The sequence below is a fragment of the Citrobacter sp. Cf116 genome, from assembly GCF_030336505.1.
Taxonomy (GTDB): domain Bacteria; phylum Pseudomonadota; class Gammaproteobacteria; order Enterobacterales; family Enterobacteriaceae; genus Citrobacter; species Citrobacter freundii.
On the sequence record NZ_JAOWEQ010000040.1, the window covers coordinates 243129 to 260472 of the forward strand.

The 17344-nt window shown below is 50.0% G+C and carries 18 protein-coding genes; 7 read left to right on the plus strand and 11 right to left on the minus strand.

Going from position 1 to position 17344, the window contains the following annotated elements:
- Positions 1-48 precede the first annotated feature (48 nt).
- The 8 genes from potI to OGV74_RS17915 all read right to left on the minus strand — a co-directional run bounded on the left by potI (position 49) and on the right by OGV74_RS17915 (position 7197).
- A complete protein-coding gene (gene potI / locus OGV74_RS17880; protein ID WP_003035376.1) occupies positions 49-894 on the minus strand; it encodes a putrescine ABC transporter permease PotI in 846 nt (281 codons plus the stop codon).
- A complete protein-coding gene (gene potH, locus OGV74_RS17885; RefSeq protein ID WP_003035374.1) occupies positions 891-1844 on the minus strand; it encodes a putrescine ABC transporter permease PotH in 954 nt (317 codons plus the stop codon). The genes potI and potH overlap by 4 nt, the downstream gene beginning before the upstream one ends.
- Positions 1845-1853: 9 nt before the next feature.
- Positions 1854-2987, minus strand: coding sequence for a putrescine ABC transporter ATP-binding subunit PotG (gene potG, locus OGV74_RS17890; protein ID WP_003035373.1), 1134 nt, complete (start codon positions 2985-2987; stop codon positions 1854-1856).
- Between the two features lie 138 nt (positions 2988-3125).
- Positions 3126-4238 carry a spermidine/putrescine ABC transporter substrate-binding protein PotF gene (gene potF / locus OGV74_RS17895; RefSeq protein WP_003035370.1) on the minus strand — a complete coding sequence of 371 codons (1113 nt, stop codon included), beginning with the start codon at positions 4236-4238 and terminating at the stop codon, positions 3126-3128.
- Positions 4239-4671: 433 nt separating this feature from the next.
- Entirely contained in the window at positions 4672-5148 is a 477-nt protein-coding gene (locus OGV74_RS17900) for a type III secretion system chaperone family protein (RefSeq protein ID WP_003035368.1), read from the minus strand.
- A 90-nt stretch (positions 5149-5238) separates the two neighbouring features.
- Positions 5239-6141, minus strand: coding sequence for a 30S ribosomal protein S6--L-glutamate ligase (gene rimK, locus OGV74_RS17905; RefSeq protein WP_003836932.1), 903 nt, complete (start codon positions 6139-6141; stop codon positions 5239-5241).
- A gap of 59 nt (positions 6142-6200) precedes the next feature.
- Complete coding sequence (gene nfsA / locus OGV74_RS17910) at positions 6201-6923, minus strand: nitroreductase NfsA (RefSeq protein ID WP_003836934.1); 723 nt, start codon at positions 6921-6923, stop codon at positions 6201-6203.
- Entirely contained in the window at positions 6907-7197 is a 291-nt protein-coding gene (locus OGV74_RS17915; protein ID WP_003035362.1) for a YbjC family protein, read from the minus strand. Before OGV74_RS17915 ends, nfsA begins: the two co-directional genes overlap by 17 nt.
- A 172-nt stretch (positions 7198-7369) precedes the next feature.
- Between OGV74_RS17915 and OGV74_RS17920 the strand changes: the two genes are divergently transcribed.
- Positions 7370-7633: a GrxA family glutaredoxin gene (locus OGV74_RS17920; protein ID WP_003035358.1), complete on the plus strand. Its 264-nt coding sequence runs from the start codon at positions 7370-7372 to the stop codon at positions 7631-7633.
- Between the two features lie 34 nt (positions 7634-7667).
- On the opposite strand, the gene OGV74_RS17925 is transcribed toward OGV74_RS17920, so the two are convergent.
- Positions 7668-8048: an inner membrane protein YbjM gene (locus tag OGV74_RS17925; protein ID WP_003035356.1), complete on the minus strand. Its 381-nt coding sequence runs from the start codon at positions 8046-8048 to the stop codon at positions 7668-7670.
- Positions 8049-8317: 269 nt separating this feature from the next.
- Here OGV74_RS17925 and OGV74_RS17930 point away from each other — a divergent pair, with 269 nt between their 5' ends.
- From OGV74_RS17930 to OGV74_RS17940, 3 genes are all read left to right on the plus strand, one after another.
- A complete protein-coding gene (locus OGV74_RS17930; protein WP_003035354.1) occupies positions 8318-10003 on the plus strand; it encodes an aspartate:alanine antiporter in 1686 nt (561 codons plus the stop codon).
- Between the two features lie 527 nt (positions 10004-10530).
- Entirely contained in the window at positions 10531-11742 is a 1212-nt protein-coding gene (locus tag OGV74_RS17935) for a multidrug effflux MFS transporter (protein ID WP_086503873.1), read from the plus strand.
- Between the two features lie 164 nt (positions 11743-11906).
- Entirely contained in the window at positions 11907-12704 is a 798-nt protein-coding gene (locus OGV74_RS17940; protein WP_086503872.1) for an SDR family NAD(P)-dependent oxidoreductase, read from the plus strand.
- On the opposite strand, the gene OGV74_RS17945 is transcribed toward OGV74_RS17940, so the two are convergent.
- Entirely contained in the window at positions 12701-13630 is a 930-nt protein-coding gene (locus OGV74_RS17945) for a DMT family transporter (RefSeq protein WP_086503871.1), read from the minus strand. The two genes, OGV74_RS17940 and OGV74_RS17945, sit on opposite strands and share 4 nt — an antisense overlap.
- A gap of 102 nt (positions 13631-13732) precedes the next feature.
- On the opposite strand from OGV74_RS17945, the gene OGV74_RS17950 reads away from it, so the two are divergent.
- Complete coding sequence (locus OGV74_RS17950; RefSeq protein WP_048219203.1) at positions 13733-14647, plus strand: LysR family transcriptional regulator; 915 nt, start codon at positions 13733-13735, stop codon at positions 14645-14647.
- A 5-nt stretch (positions 14648-14652) separates the two neighbouring features.
- Here the strand turns inward: OGV74_RS17950 and OGV74_RS17955 are convergent, their stop codons facing one another.
- A complete protein-coding gene (locus OGV74_RS17955) occupies positions 14653-15201 on the minus strand; it encodes a TetR/AcrR family transcriptional regulator (protein ID WP_061548820.1) in 549 nt (182 codons plus the stop codon).
- Positions 15202-15286: 85 nt separating this feature from the next.
- On the opposite strand from OGV74_RS17955, the gene OGV74_RS17960 reads away from it, so the two are divergent.
- Together OGV74_RS17960 and OGV74_RS17965 are read left to right on the plus strand one after the other, a co-directional pair.
- Complete coding sequence (locus OGV74_RS17960; RefSeq protein WP_003836950.1) at positions 15287-16495, plus strand: MFS transporter; 1209 nt, start codon at positions 15287-15289, stop codon at positions 16493-16495.
- Positions 16495-17310, plus strand: coding sequence for a Cof-type HAD-IIB family hydrolase (locus tag OGV74_RS17965; RefSeq protein WP_003035335.1), 816 nt, complete (start codon positions 16495-16497; stop codon positions 17308-17310). The genes OGV74_RS17960 and OGV74_RS17965 overlap by 1 nt, the downstream gene beginning before the upstream one ends.
- Positions 17311-17344: the final 34 nt, after the last annotated feature.

The following is a 17344-nucleotide window of genomic DNA, read 5'->3' on the forward strand; positions in this document are numbered from 1 at the left end:
AACCACCACAGCTGCGCCGTATAGACAGGTTGGCAGATTTTAGTTTTTTCAGCCGCGTCTTGCACGTTGGATATCGCGGATCCGTTGTTTTTCTGTTCGCGCCATCAGATACCACGCGATAAATCCGATAATTCCTACCACACCAAGAATCAGCGTCGCCAGCGCGTTGATCTCCGGGTTCACCCCCATACGTACGCTGGAGAACACCAGCATCGGTAACGTTGTGGCACCAGGACCAGAGACAAAGCTGGCAATAACCAGATCATCGAGTGACAGCGTGAAGGCTAATAGCCAACCGGAAATCACCGCCGGCATAATCATCGGCAGCGTGATGACGAAAAAGACCTTCAGCGGCGTGGCGCCAAGATCCATCGCTGCTTCCTCAATGGAATGATCCAGTTCGCGCAAACGTGAAGAAATCACCACCGCTACGTACGCTGTACAGAAGGTGACGTGCGCCAGCCAGATGGTCAGCATTCCGCGATCAGCCGGCCAGCCGATGGCGTGAGCCAACGCTACAAACAGCAGCAGCAGCGACAAACCGGTAATGACATCTGGCATAACCAGCGGCGCGGTGATCATAAAGGCGAAACCATTCGAACCACGAAAACGACCAAAGCGCACCATTACCACGGCAGCGATGGTGCCAAGGATTGCCGCCATCGTCGCAGCGCCCGCGGCAATCGTTAGGCTCATGCCTACGGCACTTATCATCGCGGTATCGTGAAAAAGCTCGCCATACCAACGCGTTGACCACCCTGCCCAAACCGTCACCAGCTTCGAGCTGTTAAACGAATAGATAACCAACATCAGCATCGGCGCGTACAGGAAGGTAAAGCCAACTACCAGGATAAAAATACGCCACGGCGAGCGAACGACCGGTAAGTTATTCATCCGTGTTCCCCCACGCTTTTTTGCTGATATTTGTGGAACCACATGATCGGCACAATCAGTAACAGCAGCATAATAATGGCGACCGCAGAAGCCACCGGCCAGTCGCGGTTATTGAAAAACTCCTGCCAAAGCACACGGCCAATCATGATGCTGTCCGGGCCACCCAGCAGCTCAGGGATCACAAACTCGCCAACAGCCGGAATAAACACCAGCATTGACCCGGCAATAATCCCGCCCTTGGTCAACGGCACAATCACGCTAAAGAAAGTCTTCAGCGGTCGGGCACCTAAATCCAGCGCCGCTTCCACCAGCGAGTAATCAATACGGGTCAGCGCGGTATAAATCGGCAGCACCATAAAGGGCAAATAGGCGTAAACAATGCCGATATAGACCGCCAGATTGGTGTGCAAAATAGTCAACGGTTGGTCGATGACGCCCAGCCACATTAGAAAGTTGTTCAGGACGCCGTTGTTTTTCAGGATCCCCATCCAGGCATACACGCGAATTAAAAACGAGGTCCAGGACGGTAGGATCACCAGCAACAGCAGAATATTACGCGTTGAGGGTTTACTGTGCGCGACAGCCCATGCCAGCGGGTATCCCAGCAGCAGACAACAGATTGTCGAAATTCCCGCCACCTGTAACGATTGCAGGTAGGCATCGAAATAGAGCGGATCGTCCGTCAGTTGCAGGAAGTTGCCTAAGTTGAGCGTGATGGATAACTGATCGTCAGCCCATGAAACGAGGTCGGTATAGGGTGGAATAGCGCGCGCCATTTCAGCCAAACTGATTTTGAAGACGATCAGAAAAGGCAGCAGAAACAGGAGCAGCAGCCACACATACGGCAGTGCGATCACCAGCTTGCGCCCGTGCTTCATTTGTAGCCGCGACATAAACAGCCTGAATCGCCCCGCGTTATCCACGCGTGCCGCAGGTTCAAGTGTACTCATCTTCGCTCCTTAAACCGTCAACACCACACAGCTGTCCGCATCCCAACATAAACGGACTTCGTCACCCCAGGTTGGTAACCCTTTACGATAACGATGCTCATTTTGTAGCTGGGCGCTCAACATCTGACCGCTTTTCAAACGTACGTGATACACCGACAAATCACCCAGATAGGCAATGTGCACCACTTCGCCTACCGCGAAGTTATAACCCTCTGGCGGAGGCGCTTCGCAGAGCATGATTTTTTCCGGACGCAGCGCAACATACACCGGGACGTTATCGACAACAGAAGCATCGGCGTCCACTTTCAGCGGATGCACCAGTCCTGGAGACTCAATCACCAGACCATCTTCCCGACGTTCTTTCAGCAGTCCCTCAAAAACGTTTACCGAACCGATAAACTCTGCGCTGTAACGCGTGGTCGGATGCTCGTAGATCTCTTCTGGCTCACCAATCTGGACAAATTTTCCACGATTCATGATCGCAATACGACCCGCCATCGTCATGGCTTCTTCCTGATCGTGCGTCACCATCACGCAGGTCACACCGACGCGTTCCAGGATATCCACTACCTCCAGTTGCATGCGGTCTCGGAGTTTTTTATCCAGCGCCCCCATTGGTTCATCCAGCAGCAGCAGTTTTGGACGTTTTGCCAGGCTGCGCGCCAATGCCACGCGCTGACGCTGGCCGCCAGAAAGCTGATGTGGTTTGCGTTTAGCGAACTCCTGCATATGCACGAGTCCCAGCATCTCATTCACCCGACTGGCGATTTCAGCCTTCGGCAGTTTGTCCTGCTTGAGACCAAAGGCAATGTTCTGCTCGACAGTCATATGCGGAAACAAGGCGTAGGACTGAAACATCATATTAATTGGACGCAGATAAGGCGGGACATGCGCTAAATCGACGCCATCAAGCATGATTTGCCCGGTAGTCGGCAGTTCAAATCCCGCCAGCATCCGCAGCAGTGTCGATTTGCCACAGCCGGACGCGCCGAGCAGAGCAAATATTTCACCTTTGTAGATAGTAAGATTGACGTCATCAACGGCGTGCTGACCGTCAAATGACTTGGTCAGATTGCGAATTTCAAGCAGCGGGGTCAGCGCCTTGCGGATTTTCGCTTGTGGGCGTGGGGTTGCATCATTCACTCAGGTGCTCTCCGGCATAAAACAAAGAAACTGTGCAAATAACGCACCATAACGGTGCGTATTGCCGGGTTATATGTGTCCGGGCTCAACGCTGCCCGGCAGGCACAAACCCTGCCGGGTCATGTCCCAAACATCGGTTTATTTCCCGCTTTTTACCTTCGTCCATGCGCGGGTACGTACACGATCGATCTTCGGATCCTGTACTTTCAGTGTGAACAACTTAGCTCGCACATCCGCAGGCGGGTAAATACCCGGGTTGTCACGAACTTCAGGGCTGACCAGAGCCGTCGCTTCTTTGTTGGCATTGGCATAAAACACGTGGTCGGAGATATGCGCAATCACATCAGGGCGCAGCAGGTAGTTGAGGAACTGATAGGCTTCGTCTTTGTTTTTCGCATCGGCAGGCATCGCGAATACGTCAAAGAACGCCATTGCACCTTCTTTAGGAATTGAGAAGGAGATATTGACGCCATTTTTCGCTTCTTTCGCACGGTTTGCGGCCTGCCATACGTCCCCAGCCCAGCCGATTGCGACGCAGGTATCACCGTTTGCCAGGTCGTTGATGTACTGCGAAGAGTGGAAATAGCGAATATTCGGTCGCAGTTTCAACAACAGATCCGTTGCCGGCCCGGTGTAATCATCCGCTTTGGTACTGTTTGGATCTTTACCCAAATAGTTCAGCACCGTCGCGAACACCTCTTCGGGGGCATCAAGGAAAGAGACGCCGCAGCTTTTGAGTTTTTCCAGATTTTCTGGCTTGAGGATCAAATCCCAGCTGTCAACCGGCGCATCCGGCCCCAGCACAGCTTTAACTTTATCCACGTTGTAACCAATACCGGTCGTAGCCCACATATACGGCATCGCAAACTTGTTGTCCGGATCGTGTTTGCCCACCAGCTTCAGCAGTTCAGGATCAAGGTTTTTCCAGCCCGGCAATTTGCTCTTATCCAGCGGTTGGAATACGCCCGCGGTCAGTTGACGCTCAAGGAAGCTGGCGGATGGAACGACAAGGTCAAAGCCGGTACTGCCAGCCATGAGCTTACCTTCCAGCACTTCATTGGAATCAAATACGTCATAGATGACTTTAATTCCGGTCTCTTTTTCAAAATTAGCCACCGTGTCCGGGGCAATATAATCAGACCAGTTATATATATGCAGCGTTTTTTGTTCAGCAGCGAGCGTGCCGGCAGAGACGGCCATCAGAGCACCCGCAACCAGGCCTGATAACCATTTTTTATTTAAGGCGGTCATAATCTCTTTCCTTCTGAAAGTTCGTTAACAAACGAACAAAAATGTCACACTCTAATGATATGCAAGAAACGTGCATATTCTTTCATGCGGCACCGATGTAAAGAGAGACCTCTCCTCACGCCGCTATTGCTCGCTGGCATCCGTCCAGGCATTCAACATACATTGTGGCCGTAGAACAGGTCACAAGGGGCTGTTTAAATGATGACGTTGGTAAGCTTCGCAAGAATAACTTTAGCCAGGAATTGTGGATATAGCCCAGATTAAAAAACGTCTTTTATCAATTTTTTATGCAGGAATTGTCTATGACGTAAAGCGGAAGGCGCTGAATAGAGGTGAATAATTCTTTAATGAAAGGTTAAATACAGAATAAAAACGGGCAATACGCAACCGCTCTGGCAGCGGCTGCGCAATATATGTCCAGATTCAGGAAGAATTAATGGAGGAAATGAATTTCAGCGGTGCTATTCTGCGCATCTTCTTCAGCATTAAATAACAGCTGATGCGCACCGGCTTCAAGGATCACCATCGATATCTGCTCTTCGCTCTGGCGAACAAAACATTCAAACTGCTCAAACGTCACGCCCGGCATAACGGATAAAGACTGGCAAACCACCAGTTTTGGCAGATTATCATCCTGCATATCCAGAAAAGCTTTCACCGTCAGTGAGCTGGCATTGATCGCGGACAGATCGGCGGCCAGCGGCAGCAGTGCAGAAGGTCTGACTTCTGCCATCGCGGAAAACAGAATGACGTTATCGACCAAATCAACTTTTGCATCAAAGATGCCGTCAAAATTCTGCATGTGCGGCAAATGCAGCGCCTGACAGGTATCGCATTCAAAAAAACTCATGCCCAGGTCGTCGAGCCATTGACGCAACGTATCCAGAGTGGGAACGACCAGTGATGTCATAATAATGTGCGACCTCTATTGATGAAAAAAATACCGGCACAGCTTACGCAAAAAGAGCGTGTCATACCACGATCGCAATCGATATTGCGCTTAGCCGCCGATTTTAAGGCAAAATTCAGGTGTAGCGTGACGTTCGATCCACTGGATCATCTTGCCAGCTATGTCTATCCCGGTAGTTTTCTCCACGCCTTCTAGCCCCGGAGACGCGTTGACCTCCATGACCAGTGGCCCTCGATCAGCGCGCAGAATATCAACGCCTGCAACGTCCAGGCCCATAGTCCGGGCGGCTTTGAGCGCAATTTCTCTTTCGCGCGGCGTGATACTCGCAATAGTCGCCACACCACCGCGATGGAGATTAGAACGAAAATCGCCCTCTTTAGCCCGTCGTTCAATGGCGGCCACTACTTCGTCGCCCACCACGAAACAGCGGATATCGCGCCCCTTCGCTTCTTTGATATATTCCTGAACCAGGATATGGGCATTCAGCCCACGAAAGGCATCTACCACGCTTTCTGCAGCCTGCCGCGTTTCCGCCAACACCACGCCAATACCCTGGGTGCCTTCAACCAGTTTCACCACCAACGGCGCACCGCCAACCATGTCAATCATGTCGCTGGTATCGTCGGGAGAGTGGGCTATCCCGGTGATGGGTAAATCAATTCCCTGACGCGCCAGCAGCTGTAGCGAACGCAGCTTATCGCGCGCCCGTGTAATCGCTACCGATTCATTCAACGGATAGCTACCCAGCATCTCAAACTGGCGCAGCGCCGCCGTCCCATAAAAGGTAATCGCGGAACCAATCCGCGGGATCACCGCGTCGAAATGGGGAAGCTGACGGCCCTTGTAATGAATAGAAGATGCCGCCGGACTGATGTTCATATAGCAAGAAAGGGGATCGATAACTTCAACCAGGTGACCGCGCTGCATCGCCGCTTCACGCAGGCGTTTACAAGAATAGAGCGTTCCGTCCCGGGACAAAATGGCAATTTTCACCCTGCACCTCTCTGAATGACCTGGTAAAAGCTGGCGTATCATACACTGGGTTAAAATCTTTAGCGCGTGGCCCATCCCTGTTTATGCAAATATTCCAGGATAAAGGGGCGACTTTCTTTAATGATGGTGCGGCGAATGTGATCGCTCCAGGTGTCACGACGCGTATTGCTGCCGCGGGTCAGATAGTACTGCGCAAGCTGTTCGTCATACTGCGACAAAACGTCTGTATCGAGCGGCTGATACTGGTTTTCGTGCACAACAAGTGACGCAGGCAGGCGCGGCTTGATATCCGGGTTATCCGCAGGCCAGCCAAGGCACAAACCAAACAGCGGCAGAACGTGCTGCGGCAGCTTCAGCAGTTCGGTGACCGGCTCAATATTGTTACGCAGACCGCCAATGAATACGCCGCCAAGTCCCAGCGACTCTGCCGCCGTCAACGCATTTTGCGCCATCATTGCAGTATCAACCACGCCCAGCAGCAGCTGCTCCGCCAGCCCAAGTTGCGCATCAGGGCAAATCTGCAAATGACGATTAAAATCAGCGCAAAACACCCAGAACTCAGCTGCCTGCGCCACATGCTTTTGGCCGCCAGATAAGGTAGCCAGCGATTCACGCAGAGATTTATCCGTTATACGAACGATCGTCGTGCACTGTAGAAAACTGGAGCTTGACGTTCCCTGAGCTGCGGCAATAATCGCCTCACGCTGTGCATCCGAAATAGCATCATCGGTAAAATGGCGAATGGAACGGTGGCTGCGGAGTAAATCAATGGTTGGTGTCATCTCTTTTGTCTCTGTCTAAATCAGTTGAATCACCGGGTGCGCGTGACATAAGTTGCGGTGCCAGCAGTTGAGCAATACGCCACATCAACGCCACCGCAGCAGGGAGCATCAGCAGTACGCCCAGAAATATCATCACCACGCAGGCTAACGGGCTGTTAAGCGGTGCGGGCAAGGTGAGGTAATCGTTAAGCGATAGCAGCGCCAGCGATAACAAAACCATCCCAACTATTTCCAGCATCAATACGCTTTTGGGTAATACACCAATTGTGCGCATACGCGGCCTCCCGGCGAAATGGCTTTCATTATAAAACGTTCCGGCTTGCCGTGTTTAACAGATATAGCTTGAGGATATCAAAGCAACAGGCCGAACCTGCTTTCCATCCATCACAAATCGCGGCATCATAACAAGTATTGCCATCCGGCCTGATAAGTTCGAGGAGAAAGAGATGTTTGCCGTTATTTTTGGTCGCCCAGGGTGCCCGTATTGCGTGCGCGCAAAAGAATTAGCAGAAAAATTAAGCAGTGAGCATGACGATTTTAACTTCCGCTACATTGATATCCATGCTGAAGGAATTACCAAAGCAGATCTGGAAAAAACAGTAGGTAAGCCAGTTGAAACCGTTCCGCAGATTTTCGTCGATCAAAAACACATCGGCGGCTGCACGGATTTTGAAGCCTGGGCAAAAGAGAATATGAATCTGTTCGCCTGATAGCTGTTTCTACGCCCTCAGCTTGAGGGCGTCATCAGTTCTTTTTCCGCCGTTGATGCTGATTGAATAAGCTACTGATAAATAAAAAACATAATGCGCCAAGCGCGCACCAAAACACCGCACTAAACAACCACGCCAGCTCTTGCCACAATGAACGCGTCGGCATAAAAACGAACCGCATCAGTAACAGGCAGCACGGCGCCGCCAACATTGCACCAAGAAGGGGTTTGAGTACTTCCCGACGATGGGAAAAAAAGCTTGCTGCAGCACCTGGTAAGATAAAAAACAACAATCCGACCTCAGGATGCCCTGCCGCTCTGAATGCCCCTTTCACGTTCAGCGTTAATGAAAGACACACCACAATAAAGAGCACAAAGCAGCAGACCGCACTCGCCCAACTTTGCTTATGTTTCAATCGTTCCTCCTGACACATTCTCTATCGAACACTCTTTTCGCCCGCAGGCGTCCAGTCAGATAAAGTAACTCGGCATTCCATGCCAAAAACACACCCACACGATTCTTATAGCCGTTGATACGTAATGAGATTAAACTAGCCGCATATATTGTTATGCTGCATTATTCGGGGCTGTGTACGATGCTATCGCCCCTTAATTTCTGGCAAAAACATTAGCGTAAATTGCCATTTCTTTCAATAGCTTACTAGTAAACAAGAAGTTAGTCTCCGTGAATATAAACGTCGCAGATTTGTTAAATGGGAATTACATCCTGTTATTATTTGTGGTCCTGGCTCTGGGCCTGTGTCTGGGCAAATTGCGTCTGGGTTCAGTCCAACTCGGTAATTCCATTGGCGTTTTAGTGGTCTCCCTATTATTAGGTCAGCAGCACTTTAGTATTAACACCGATGCATTAAATCTCGGCTTTATGCTGTTTATTTTTTGCGTCGGCGTCGAAGCCGGCCCCAACTTTTTTTCGATTTTTTTTCGCGATGGGAAAAATTATCTAATGCTTGCCCTGGTGATGGTCGGTAGCGCAATGCTGATCGCCCTGGGGCTGGGTAAGCTATTTGGCTGGGACATCGGCCTGACGGCGGGTATGCTGGCTGGCTCGATGACCTCAACGCCGGTGCTGGTCGGCGCAGGTGACACCTTGCGCCATTCAGGAATGTCAGGAACACAACTTTCAAGCGCTCTCGATAACCTGAGCTTGGGTTACGCCCTCACCTATTTGATTGGTCTGGTCAGTCTGATTGTTGGTGCGCGCTATTTGCCGAAACTTCAGCATCAGGACCTGCAAACCAGCGCCCAACAAATCGCGCGTGAACGGGGCCTGGATACTGATGCCAATCGTAAAGTTTACCTCCCGGTGATTCGCGCCTATCGCGTTGGCCCGGAGCTAGTGGCATGGGCCGATGGTAAAAATCTGCGCGAACTGGGTATTTATCGTCAGACCGGTTGTTACATTGAACGTATCCGTCGCAACGGCATTCTTGCCAACCCGGATGGTGACGCGGTGCTGCAAATGGGCGATGAGATAGCTCTGGTGGGTTATCCGGACGCCCATGCCCGCCTCGATCCCAGCTTCCGTAACGGTAAAGAGGTGTTCGATCGCGATCTGCTCGATATGCGCATCGTCACTGAAGAAATTGTAGTGAAAAACCACAATGCCGTTGGTCGTCGCCTGGCCCAGTTGAAACTGACCGACCACGGTTGTTTCCTGAACCGCGTGATCCGCAGCCAGATTGAAATGCCTATTGATGACAACGTCGTGCTCAATAAAGGTGACGTTTTGCAGGTCAGCGGTGATGCTCGTCGCGTGAAAACTATTGCCGATCGTATCGGCTTCATTTCGATTCACAGTCAGGTGACCGATCTGCTGGCCTTCTGCGCCTTCTTTATCATCGGTCTGATGATCGGGATGATCACCTTCCAGTTCAGTAATTTCAGCTTCGGCATCGGGAATGCGGCTGGACTGCTGTTCGCCGGTATCATGCTGGGCTTCCTGCGAGCCAACCATCCAACGTTTGGCTACATCCCACAGGGTGCACTGAACATGGTGAAAGAGTTTGGTCTGATGGTATTCATGGCTGGCGTCGGTTTAAGCGCAGGCAGTGGCATTGGTAATGGCCTGGGGGCCGTCGGTGGTCAAATGTTGATTGCCGGTCTGGTAGTCAGCCTGGTTCCGGTTGTTATCTGTTTCTTGTTTGGTGCTTACGTATTGCGCATGAACCGCGCCCTGCTGTTTGGCGCCATGATGGGCGCACGTACCTGTGCTCCGGCAATGGAAATCATCAGCGACACCGCACGCAGCAACATCCCTGCGTTAGGCTATGCCGGGACCTACGCGATAGCCAACGTTCTGCTGACATTAGCGGGGACACTCATCGTCATTGTCTGGCCTGGCCTTGGTTAGCGCTGAAATTTACCCTTAAACGAAAATTTTTTGCAGGTAAGCAGAACTTTTCTTCAAGGCGTCAGTCATAACTATTGCCACTGCTTTTCTTTGATGTCCCCAATTTGTGGAGCCCATCAACCCCGCCGTTTTGGTTCAAGGTTGATGGGTTTTTTGTTGCCTGAAATTTACTACTGAAAAAATCAATCACGTACGCCCACACCAACACCAACACCAACACCAACACCAACACCAACACCAACACCAACACCAACACCAACACCAACACCAACAGTATGCCCGTATTCGAAGTCAGTGTACTTATGGTTCCTCGTGCTGCCTGGCAATCAAACACAATTAGATTTAACTGGAACCCTACCATCGAAAATTATGGCTATATACCTGTGACTCATATCTCAATTTTTTTGAGTCAAAAGTTTGACAGTTCATTTCAACTCTGTTTTATTGCCTACACGATAATTATCCACAACATCTCTATTTAAATAGTGAACTTTTTCATGCTTTTAATTTACTCATGGTGATAAGTAATGAAGCTGCAAACTGTTATTCATAGAAAGAACATAGTTTACTTTACTGTCGGCCTGGCCATGTTGACGATAATGGGGATTCTGGGAGTGGACACTTATTTACCTTCAATTCCCGACATCGCAAAAGAATTTGAAAAAAATGTCTCAACCACGCAGTTGTCGATTATGGTTTATACCCTATGCATTGGTTTTGGACAGCTAATTTTTGGTCCATTATCTGATGCTATTGGCCGGCGAAAAATTATGCTTACAGGTGCGGTTATTTATGGCGTGACAACATATTGTCTCACGCTCTCAACCGATCTGGTTATGTTTCTGGCGATCCGTGTCATACAAGGTCTTTCTATATCAATAACGCTGGTTACAGCAATCAGCGCAGTTCGAGATGTAACTCGTGGTTCAGTGGCCGCGACGCTGTATGCCATCATCATCACTATCGAAGGTGTCGTTCCCATTGCTTCGCCCCTGCTGGGAGGGATAATTAATGACTTATGGGGATGGCGCGCAATTTTTTTAATGATATGTGGCTATGCTATTATAACGTTAATATACGTTTATTTTAACTTCCCTGAAACACTCAGTCATGAGAGAAGGGTTGCCTATTCATTAAAATCATCATTTAATACGTATAAAGAGATCAGCAAACAACCTCGATTTTATCTACCTTGTCTGTCTCTTGGTCTGTCATTTTCGCTGATTTATTGCTATGTCACAGCCTCCCCATTTATTTTTATGGTTACGTTTGGATACTCATCAACGCAATTTGGTGTGCTTTCATCAATTATTGGAGGCTTCCTACTGCTGGGGGCTGCATTATCAGGTAAACTTCTTAAGAAACGGTCTGCGCCGCAAATTTTGAATTCGTGGCTGAAAATCATCGCCTCATTTATTGTACTGTGTATTCCATTAATAATACTTAGTTATCACGTCAATATTTTTATATTCTTCTTTATTATCCTGATGTTTGCTGGAGGGATGTTCGAATCACTCTATACCTACCTGACCATGTCCAGCCAGCGCACCAACCTGGGAGCGACCTCTGCGTTGATGGGAGCCGCCTCGCTGGTTATTCCGTCAGTTATCGGAGGTGTCGGTAGTTTTTTAATTGAGCTAAATACCAGCATCTGGATGATGTACTTGCTTTTGATAATTTTGATAATGATATACATGTTAAAGAAATATCAAACACTTACAGTAACTGATCGGCGTTAAAATGAGCTGATAGACATTGCTGCTATAAGACCTATAGCAGCAATGTCCCCGACATAACCTGATTTTCATCGCTGAGTGAGGTTCCCCGGAAACGCTTTCTCAAATTTGCAGCATGCCCGTTATGGCACATACTTTACTCGGTGCTAAATGGTGATGGGGTTGCTATGTTACTCTCAGGCAAAGTCGCAATGATCTTCGGTGGCAGCGGCGCTATTGGTAGTGCAGTTGCGCATACTATGGCGCGCGAAGGAGTCCATGTGTATCTGGGCGCGCGCCGTCAGGAAAAGCTGGATTGGACCGCAAGTGGCATCCGAATGGCGGGTGGTACAGTCGAAACCTTTATCACCGATGTACTCGACGAGCACAACGCATCGAAGGAAGTTACCCGCCTTGTACAGCAAACCGGTGGAATAGATGTGGTGGTAAACGCAACGGGATTTATGCACGAACAGGGCAAACGCATCGATGCATTATCCCTCTCTGAGTTTATGAGCGGTATCACCCCTTTTCTTGCGGCGCAGTTCAATATCGCAAAAGCCGTAACGCCGCACATGGGCGGCAATCGACCGGGCGTTATTCTCACCATCGTTGCGCCCGCAGCCCCGATGGCGATGCCCGGGCATCTCGGCCATATCGTCGGCTGTGCAGGAACAGAGGCTTTTATTAAGGCGCTCGCCAGCGAGACGGGACCAATAAACATTCGTGTCGTCGGCGTGCGGTCGCATGCGATTGTGGATGCTGTAGCGGCTGGCTCCTATACCGGAGAAATTTTCACCGCTAAAGCACAGTCAATGGGTTTAACCGTCGATCAATGGTTAGGGGGGGCGGCGCAAAGTACCATGCTCGCGCGCCTGCCTACGCTTGCACAAATCGCTGAGGTTACAACCTTTCTCGCTTCAGACCATGCCAGCGCCATGACCGCCACAGTGGTAAATATTACCGGGGGCGCCACCGTAAGTTAATTTACCCGCTTTTCACGCCATGCGCTGCTACGAGCTTTTTTTGCACTCGGACGGGAACACAATGCTATACCGCACATAATAACCAACGCGCTCACCAGATGATATGAATGCAGAATGACGTGCAAAAACATCACGCTAAATAATCCGCCACTCAATGGGATCAAGTGTGAATAAATCTCTCCACGCGTTGCGCCGATGGCGCTAATCCCTTTGTTCCATAATAGATATGACAGCCACGAAGGAAAAATAATAAGGTATGCCAGCCCAGTAACAACGCCTGTATTGGCATAGCTATTCCATCCCGGCATACCATTGCGTATCAACTCCAGAGCCAGTACCGGAATAAGTACAATCGCACCTAACAGCGCGCTCACTGCGACAAAGGCGTTTCCCTTTACCTCACGCGGTTTAATGCGTAAAAAGGCACAATAGACGGCCCAACTTAACGCTGACCCCATGGTCCAGAAATCGCCCTGATTCAGATGTGCAAATACCCGCGCATTTATCACATCACCCTGCGACACCAGCCATATAACACCAACAGTACTCAGGATCACACCAGCTATATTTCGCGCAGAAATCCGCTCTTTAAAAAAGAACTTATTGATTAACAGTACGAGCGCCGGGGTGGTGGACATATAAATCGCGGCATTAAGCGAGGTTGTATATTGCAAGCCGATATACAACGTTAAGGGGAAAAGAACCTGACCACAAAGCGCAAGGAAGACGATAGTACCAAAGGATTTTTTCATCACCGGCCATTGCTCTGTGACCTGACGAAAATAGAGCGTCATCAATAATAACGCGGTAAATACCCAGCGTGCCGCTGATAAAACGATGGGATTAACTTCAGCAACCAAGAGATGACCAATCACATAATTTCCACCCCAAAAACAGGCAGCCAGACTGAGTAAAAGATAGGGCATATTTGCGCCTTATTGTCAGTTGTACGGTATGACCACAAGGCTACGGCGGCGTGAGAATGAATGCTAATATAACGTTTTTATCCATCTGCATAGATTAAAACTATGAAATTTACGCTAAGGCAACTTGAGTTTTACATCGCGCTTGCAGAAACATTACAAATTTCCAAAGCTGCTGCACGCTGTCATATTTCTCAGTCATCAATGACCATTGCCATGCGGAACCTGGAAGAAGCATTAGACGTGCAGCTATTTGTACGTTATCCCAAAGGTGTGAAGCTCACCGCTGAGGGCGAGCGCTTTCTGGCACATGCCTGCAACATCATCAATAGTAGCCACTCGGCTATTGACGCCCTGCATGACAGGAGCGAAATTCTCACCGGCACAGTGCGCATAGGCATTGCCGAAACGCTCTCTGCCTATCTTATTCCGGATATACTCAACGATATTGAACGACGTTTCCCTTTGCTGGAGATCGTGTTTTATGAAGCCACTGCACCGGAACTGGTACAGGCGCTACGGGAACAAAAGGTCGATTTTTGCCTGCTTCTGACCTCAAATATCAACCATGATAACGACCTGGAGATCGAAACATTTATTCGTTCACAGCGCCGCCTGTGGACGTCTATTGGGCATCCGCTACAGAGCCAGGCATCGATCCGTTTAATAGACGTCGAGAAACTACCATTTTTACTGCTGGAAACCGATAAATACCCTGACGTAATCATCGATTACTGGCAGCAGCGTGGCTATACGCCCAATATCAGTTTTCGCAGCAACTCTTTTGAAGCAATAAGAAGTCTGGTTGCAAAAGGCAGAGGGATAACCATTTTATCCGACCTGGTGTATCGCCCGTGGTCACTGGATGGTCTGCGCGTCATGCACAGAACGATTGATGATTTTATTACTTACATGGATGTCGGGACGGTAAAAAAAGCCGCCCGACCGTTGACGCCAGAGGCGGTAAAAGTCATTGATTTTTTACGTCAGGCCGTTACCCGCCTCGACAAACCATTTTGAGGATTTTATCTCTGCGGCAATTCGGCAATACGCTCCACCATCATCAGAATATCTTCTCGCTGCAGCGGTTTTTTATCCGTGACAAAATGCAGCGTCATTCCTTCAATAAACGCATCCAGCGCCCGCGCCGTAACCGGATCAAACCACTGCTCTAACGTTTGTTGGCTGCGTAGCATCCAGTTCTGCATCACCGTTTTCAACGCTGGTTTACGGCTGGCGAAAGCATACAGCTGATACATGAGCTCCATATTATCAGGCGTTGTGACCTGGGAGCCGTAAATCATATCGGTAATCGCATGGCAGGCCGTCTGCGCATCAGCAACGTCGGCAAAAAAATCCTGGTACTGCTGAGACATAGTATGCGTAAAACAGCTGAATGCCTCCAACAGCAGATCATCTATTCCTGCAAAATAATAGGTCATTGAGCCCAGTGGCACCTCGGCAATCATAGCGATTTTACGGTGTGTAACCCCATGAATACCATGGATTACTATCGCCTTAAGGGTGGCCTGAACTATTTTTTCCCGCCGCTGCGGATCGTTTGCACGTCGCACTGCATTTCCTCTTCTTGCATTTGTGTACAAATGTACACAACCTTGCTAATGTTGTCTTCTTTCCTCTTTTCTTTGGCTCGAATTCATGACTGGCATCTCATCACGCAAAGCCTTAAGACGTCGCACCTGGGCGCTGTTCACGTTCTTCTTTTTACCAGGATTATTAATGGCCTCCTGGGCAACGCGTACCCCTGCCATCAGAGATATCCTCTCAATCTCTACCGCCGAAATGGGCGCGGTACTGTTTGGACTCTCTATTGGTTCGATGAGTGGCATTCTTTGTTCGGCCTGGCTGGTGAAACGATTTGGCACGCGCAAAGTGATCCGCACTACCATGTCATGTGCGGTCATTGGGATGGCTATCCTCAGCGTGGCGCTCTGGCTGCATTCCGCCTGGCTTTTCGCATTTGGTCTGGCCGTGTTTGGCGCCAGCTTTGGCGCAGCAGAAGTGGCCATCAACGTCGAAGGCGCGGCGGTTGAACGCGAAATGAATAAAACCGTGCTGCCGATGATGCATGGTTTTTACAGCCTGGGAACGCTGGCGGGCGCAGGAGTTGGGATGATGCTTACCGCCTTCAGCGTCCCGGCAAACGCGCATATTCTGCTGGCGGCGCTGGTAGCTATCACTCCTATCTTTATCGCCATCAAAGCAATTCCTGACGGCACGGGTAAAAATGCCGCTGATGGTTCTCCCTCCGGTGAAAAAGGACTGCCTTTTTATCGCGATATCCAGTTATTGCTGATTGGCGTCGTGGTGCTCGCAATGGCATTTGCTGAAGGTTCCGCCAACGACTGGCTTCCGCTGCTGATGGTGGACGGTCATGGGTTTAGCCCAACATCAGGCTCTCTGATTTATGCCGGATTTACGCTGGGCATGACCGTTGGCCGCTTTACTGGCGGCTGGTTCATCGACCGCTACAGCCGCGTCACGGTGGTGCGCGCCAGTGCGCTGATGGGCGCTCTCGGGATTAGCCTGATTATTTTTGTCGACAGCTCTTGGGTGGCAGGAGTTTCCGTTATTTTGTGGGGACTCGGTGCATCACTCGGCTTCCCGCTGACCATTTCAGCCGCCAGCGACACCGGTCCCGATGCACCAACCCGCGTCAGCGTTGTCGCAACAACCGGCTATCTGGCGTTCCTGGTTGGACCGCCGCTGCTGGGCTACCTGGGTGAACACTACGGCCTGCGCAGCGCTATGCTGGTGGTGCTGGCGCTGGTGCTTGTTGCCGCCATCGTCGCGAAAGCGGTGGCGAAACCGGATCTCAAAAATACCACGGTGATGGAGAACAGCTAATGAGTATCAAATTAATTGCGGTCGACATGGATGGCACATTTTTAAGTGACCAAAAAACCTATAACCGTGAGCGCTTTATGGCGCAATACCGCCAGATGAAAGAACAAGGGATCCGCTTTGTGGTCGCCAGCGGCAATCAATATTATCAGTTGATTTCCTTTTTCCCCGAACTGGCCAGTGAGATCTCATTTGTTGCCGAAAACGGCGGTTGGGTAGTCAGTGAAGGTGAAGATGTTTTTAACGGCGAACTGGCAAAGGATGATTTCCAGGCCATCGTTGAACATCTGCTCACCCGTACGGACATTGATATTATTGCCTGTGGTAAAAGCAGCGCCTACACGCTGAAGCAGTACAGCGATGAACATAAAGCTGTTTCCGCCATGTATTATCATCGTCTCGAATTTGTAGATAATTTTGATAATCTTAACGACGTTTTCTTCAAGTTCGGGCTGAATATTTCCGACGACAGAATCCCACAGGTGCAGGCCGATCTCCACGAGGCGATTGGCGACATTATGGTGCCGGTGCATACCGGCTACGGCAGCATCGATTTAATTATTCCCGGCGTGCATAAGGCAAATGGTCTGCGGCTGCTGCAACAACGCTGGAATATTAACGACGATGAGGTTGTTGTGTTTGGCGATGGCGGAAATGATATTGAGATGCTGCGCCAGGCGGGATTTAGTTTTGCAATGGCCAACGCCCATGAGCCGGTTATCAAGGCGGCGAAATATCGCGCGGGATCGAACAACGAAGAGGGCGTCCTGGATATTATCGACCGCGTGTTAAAGAATGAAGCACCGTTTACGCATTAACGCCTCAGCACAGACGGCAACAAAATGATGGCAT

Bases quoted from the DNA above. Each gene is read 5' to 3' on its own strand.
- potI (WP_003035376.1), bottom strand. From the start codon at position 894: ATGAATAACTTACCGGTCGTTCGCTCGCCGTGGCGTATTTTTATCCTG.
- potH (WP_003035374.1), bottom strand. From the start codon at position 1,844: ATGAGTACACTTGAACCTGCGGCACGCGTGGATAACGCGGGGCGATTC.
- potF (WP_003035370.1), bottom strand. From the start codon at position 4,238: ATGACCGCCTTAAATAAAAAATGGTTATCAGGCCTGGTTGCGGGTGCT.
- OGV74_RS17900 (WP_003035368.1), bottom strand. From the start codon at position 5,148: ATGACATCACTGGTCGTTCCCACTCTGGATACGTTGCGTCAATGGCTC.
- nfsA (WP_003836934.1), bottom strand. From the start codon at position 6,923: ATGACACCAACCATTGATTTACTCCGCAGCCACCGTTCCATTCGCCAT.
- OGV74_RS17915 (WP_003035362.1), bottom strand. From the start codon at position 7,197: ATGCGCACAATTGGTGTATTACCCAAAAGCGTATTGATGCTGGAAATA.
- OGV74_RS17920 (WP_003035358.1), top strand. From the start codon at position 7,370: ATGTTTGCCGTTATTTTTGGTCGCCCAGGGTGCCCGTATTGCGTGCGC.
- OGV74_RS17935 (WP_086503873.1), top strand. From the start codon at position 10,531: ATGAAGCTGCAAACTGTTATTCATAGAAAGAACATAGTTTACTTTACT.
- OGV74_RS17940 (WP_086503872.1), top strand. From the start codon at position 11,907: ATGTTACTCTCAGGCAAAGTCGCAATGATCTTCGGTGGCAGCGGCGCT.
- OGV74_RS17945 (WP_086503871.1), bottom strand. From the start codon at position 13,630: ATGCCCTATCTTTTACTCAGTCTGGCTGCCTGTTTTTGGGGTGGAAAT.
- OGV74_RS17950 (WP_048219203.1), top strand. From the start codon at position 13,733: ATGAAATTTACGCTAAGGCAACTTGAGTTTTACATCGCGCTTGCAGAA.
- OGV74_RS17960 (WP_003836950.1), top strand. From the start codon at position 15,287: ATGACTGGCATCTCATCACGCAAAGCCTTAAGACGTCGCACCTGGGCG.
- OGV74_RS17965 (WP_003035335.1), top strand. From the start codon at position 16,495: ATGAGTATCAAATTAATTGCGGTCGACATGGATGGCACATTTTTAAGT.